Below are 4,364 nucleotides of genomic sequence, written 5' to 3'. Positions count from 1 at the left end.
TGCAGGCACGTTTTTTGATCAAGGATAATAAGTTTTTGTTTTTAAGCGGAGATAATTTACCAGCACTCCAACTTCATAAACACGACTGTTCCAACTGGGAATTTACCCTTGAGCCACGTACGCAATACGGCATCATTGAAGCTTCTTATTTTGATCGCTCAACAGGGCAGCAGTGCCAAGTCAAGCATCAAACGGGGTTTACTGGTCCCATACGTCGTCTGCGCAGTTGTTATCCAAGTCAAGAAGAAGCACAAGCGGCGGCTGCTTCCGAGTCGGATCGCTTATGCCGTGCTGTAGGCAGTGGCTCCTTAACTCTTGCAGGACGCCCCGAAATCATGGCGGATCAACCGCTGCTGCTTCAAGGGTTCCGTGGGCAAATCAATGGAGAATGGAAAGCCGCAACCGTTACCCACAGCTATGAAAAACAAAGCGGATACACAACAGAAATCACCTTTGAGGCACCAAATCAAGGAAAGGAAACAGGAGAAAAGGAAATTCTTCAGTGACAGAAAATCAAAGGGTAATGTTTACCCTTTGATTGGTGATGAAGAGTATTGAGACCAAAATCAAAAGTTCGTACTTTGGTGTTGTGGTAAGGAATAGGTGCAAGTTGCACCAATTGCTGAAAGAAGCAATAGTGCAAACATTGCACAATTGCAGACTGAAGAGCAATTCGGTCAACTTGACCGAATTGCTCAAACGCTTCTCTCTTTAATAATGTACTTGAATAATGTGTTTGGGATACGGAAAAACTCTCGGTCAATTTATGCTCAAAGAGGTGAACACATCTTATAGATGCTGCTTCTCAAATAATATGATTCCAGCTCAATGATTGATCATCAAAAATTGCGACCTTTAAGAGAGAAAAATAAAGACTCATTAAAGAGGTTTTAAATGATCTTTGAAAGGTCTTTGAAATCTCTTTGAGAACCTCTTAAAAACCATTTGAAAAAAAATAAATTGATGCAAAACCTGCTGTCAAATTGTGAAAAAACCACTGACAAGCTACAGACATATAGAATCAAGAAGTTATAGCACGATAAAAGTGCTGTGGCGGAGGGGTGGGAATGCTATATTTATATGTAATCAATAACTTATATAAAGGTAAGGGAATTTTAATTCCGTTGATTTTATTAACTTATTTCTCTGTCTATCCCGAACCTTTTTGTAGCTTATTCTCAATCATTTTATCCAAATATGTAACCAGATTTTCCAGCATCTTACTTGACTCTTATCTTTATTAATCGTATAGTAATAGTATACGATAAGGGGTGCTAATGGCAATTGTGAGTTTCAAACATAAGGGCTTAAAATTATTTTACACAACAGGTTCCATAAAAGCTATTCGACCAGATCACGTAAAGAAATTACGCGTTATCTTAACGGCTTTAACAAGTGCTACGACACTCGAAATGTTGAGAGCGCCTGCCTTTAAAATGCATCCTCTTAAAGGTGAACTTACAGGATATTATTCTATATGGGTGAATGGAAATTGGCGTGTTACTTTTCGCTTTATAGGAACAGATGTGGAGCTTGTTGATTATCAAGATTACCATTGATGAAAGGAACGAAAACAAATGATGCATAACCCCGCACATCCGGGCGAAGTTCTAAAAGTAGCTTTCTTAGAAGAAATGGGGATAACGATACAAAAGTTAGCGGATCATCTCCATATGACAAGAGCTTCTCTATCAAGAGTGATTAACGGTCATGCTTCTATGAGTACCGAACTTGCAATTAAATTAGAATTAGCTGGTTTTAGTAAAGCAAAATTTTGGTTGGATATGCAAACGAATTATAATTTATGGCAAACAATGCAACAGACACAACCACCTATTTCTCCTCTGGTTTCTGATGCACCTCAAACGCAGCTTTGATTTCGTTCATAATTTTGACGAGGCTTTGGTTTGTTTTTTAGCTGCTACCCATTGCCTTAGTTTTTTTGAAGTTTTTTAATTGCTTCTATTGCAAGGCGTTTTCTATCGGCTGTTTTGGTATAAAGAGATGCCATTTTATCTTCTGTCCAGCCAAAAAGCGCTTTCATTTGTGAAACTGTAGCACCAGCATTAGCCGCCCGTGTTGCTGCCAATTTTCTCAATCCATGGGCTGATTTTTTAATTCCTGCTTGATTACACGCTTCACGAAATAAGTTGCCAAAACTTTCTTTTACAAGCTTATTTCCACCTTTACCACAAATGAATGTTTCATCACCTACAGGACCAATTTTAAGGGTTTCTGCAAGTTCTGGTAAAATAGGAAGAAAAACATCTGTTTTAAATTGGCTCTTTTCTGTTTTGAGATGAATAATATTATCTTTAACGTCTTTCCAGCCAATGCGAACGGCGTCTCCACGGCGCAAGCCCGTATAAAGAAGCACATCAACCCATACGCGTTCATGGGTACCGATAGCCCATTGTTTATAATATTTATCGATATCCTCTTCTAGCCATGGCGCTAATCCTACGCTGTTAAGAGATTTTGGTGCTTTTATATTAAAAGCAGGATTTCTATTTAAAAGGGCATTATCAACCGCCCAATTAAAGAGACCATTTAAAGAAGTCAAAAAATGTTTTGCTGCTGCGGGCGTAGCACGCCTTCTATCTACGGCGTCAAGGATATGATATTTTCCTATGCTTTTATATGCGCGTTCGCCGATATGTTTAGAAACATTGTTCAGAATTCTATACTTAACTTTTTTAGTAGATTCTGATTGATTATGCCATTGCATACTTTGTAAATATTGATGCAACAACCAATCGAAAGAGCCCTCTACAAGTCTGGTTTGTTTTCTTTTCTTGGAGGTGCCATTTTGCGCTTGCTTAAGAGCAAGCGTATAATTATCGACAAACTCTTGCGTTCCATAGGTTCCGCGTATTCTAATACGTTTTCCATGACCAATACGTACATACCATATGATTTTACCATGGCGTGTACATTCACGAACAAGATATGGTGGACGACGTTTTGGCATGGCTAAAACTTTATACCGTCGACAGAACGACAAGTTTTGCTGGTATCGTAGTCTTCTTGTTCATTTTCAAGCGGTGGAAAATCATCAATGCTATAAGTATTATCTGTCGTTCTGGGTGTTACGATTTTATTGATATGAATTAATAATTCACCAGTAGGCTTGATTTCTACAACCTCTGCTACTTGCTTTTTAGCTTCTCGTAAAGCACGTGCAATGGCTGGTTGCGTGATAGTAGGTGGGCGGTGCGCCATATCCGTTCCCCTTGATTTTAGATGTAATTCACATGTGGCGTGAAACACGCATGTTCTGAAAGTTGTGGTAAGAGGGTGGGGGTGCTGGGAGGAGAGAGCACCCCCATAACGTCAAGCGGCTTTTGTCAAAATCTTTTGCATCTCTTGTTCTATTTCTGCTAAAAAAGCTTCGACCGCTTGATTAATCTGTTCAATGTGTTCTTCATCACGGTGAATGCGTTTGATTTTCATGCGCAAGTATGTTGATTGCCTCGTGAAACGCGGGTCGTAACTGATAAAATCACACCATTTTCGCCCCGTACAAGCCATTTGGAATTGCATTTGCGCACGATATTCAGGCTTTATATTGTCATCTATAAAGAAGCGTAAATGGTTTGGGGATTGTGGGCATTTGACTTCAACTAAACCGTCATCACCAACAAACCCATCAGGACTAGCACCAGCCATTTTGATTGTGGGGTGTTGGATAAAACCACACCCTATGATCTCTGTATCATAAATGAATGCATATTCTTTTAGGGCATCTTCTTCATGTTCAATGCCCCATTGCATAGCAGGCGTTGTATAAAATTGGCTTACTTCTTCTGTTAAACGCTCTGTAATGAGTTTAATTTTATAGTCTTCATATTTGTTTGTAGGGGTTCCCTTTGCTGTTTTACTGAGTACGTTATAAATGTTTGAAGCGGTGACTTTTCCTAAACGGGCTTGAAACCACTCTGCTGTTCTTTGTTCCATTTCACACCGCCGTTTTTTGTTGTATTGGTGCATATTCAATATCTTGGATATGAATATATTTGGCATCTTGTATAGACGCGTTTATTTGCTCTTGTTGGGCTTTTCTCATTTGTTTTCGTTGCTTTTTTTTCAAAGAAAACAAAGCGGTTTGTGCTTGTTTATAAGACATATCTTTTAGCTTTTTTACTCCTATGAAAGAGAGAAGCCTACTTTCTTCAGATTGTGTTTTTGTAATTAATTCTTTGATTTCATTCATCTGTTCAGGAGAGATACCCGCAAGAAGCGTTATTCCATCTGTATCGTCTTCTTTTCTTGCAACATTAAGAAGCATGCCTAAGAGATATCGACGTGCGTAGCTTATAGTAGAACCAACCGCTTGTACGTTGTTTTTACTTCCAGTAGTGTCA

At 39.0% G+C, this 4,364-nt stretch carries 6 protein-coding genes and 1 pseudogene; 3 read left to right on the top strand and 4 right to left on the bottom strand.

The window, feature by feature from the left end; all coding sequences use genetic code 11:
• The 3 genes and pseudogenes from PVV66_RS09170 to PVV66_RS09160 all read left to right on the top strand — a co-directional run.
• Positions 1 to 506 (top strand): annotated as a pseudogene (locus PVV66_RS09170) (late control protein); the annotation flags it as partial.
• Positions 507 to 1,277: 771 nt separating this feature from the next.
• Positions 1,278 to 1,559: a type II toxin-antitoxin system RelE/ParE family toxin gene (locus tag PVV66_RS09165; RefSeq protein ID WP_273719288.1), complete on the top strand. Its 282-nt coding sequence runs from the start codon at positions 1,278 to 1,280 to the stop codon at positions 1,557 to 1,559.
• 18 nt (positions 1,560 to 1,577) lie between these two features.
• Complete coding sequence (locus tag PVV66_RS09160) at positions 1,578 to 1,877, top strand: HigA family addiction module antitoxin (protein WP_273719287.1); 300 nt, start codon at positions 1,578 to 1,580, stop codon at positions 1,875 to 1,877.
• A gap of 56 nt (positions 1,878 to 1,933) precedes the next feature.
• On the opposite strand, the gene PVV66_RS09155 is transcribed toward PVV66_RS09160, so the two are convergent.
• The 4 genes from PVV66_RS09155 to PVV66_RS09140 all read right to left on the bottom strand — a co-directional run.
• Positions 1,934 to 2,971, bottom strand: a complete 1,038-nt coding sequence (locus PVV66_RS09155) for a site-specific integrase (RefSeq protein ID WP_273719286.1) — start codon at positions 2,969 to 2,971, stop codon at positions 1,934 to 1,936.
• Between the two features lie 2 nt (positions 2,972 to 2,973).
• Positions 2,974 to 3,222 carry a hypothetical protein gene (locus PVV66_RS09150; RefSeq protein ID WP_273719285.1) on the bottom strand — a complete coding sequence of 83 codons (249 nt, stop codon included), beginning with the start codon at positions 3,220 to 3,222 and terminating at the stop codon, positions 2,974 to 2,976.
• Positions 3,223 to 3,333: 111 nt separating this feature from the next.
• Positions 3,334 to 3,957, bottom strand: coding sequence for a lambda exonuclease family protein (locus PVV66_RS09145; protein WP_208435734.1), 624 nt, complete (start codon positions 3,955 to 3,957; stop codon positions 3,334 to 3,336).
• Between the two features lies 1 nt (position 3,958).
• The coding region (locus tag PVV66_RS09140) for an ERF family protein (RefSeq protein ID WP_273760992.1) at positions 3,959 to 4,364 on the bottom strand (406 nt) is incomplete at its 5' end.

This window comes from Bartonella sp. AU16XJBT, assembly GCF_028618665.1.
Lineage (GTDB): Bacteria > Pseudomonadota > Alphaproteobacteria > Rhizobiales > Rhizobiaceae > Bartonella.
The sequence above is the reverse complement of the archived record's forward strand: the minus strand, read 5'-3'. Positions and strand labels throughout refer to the sequence as shown.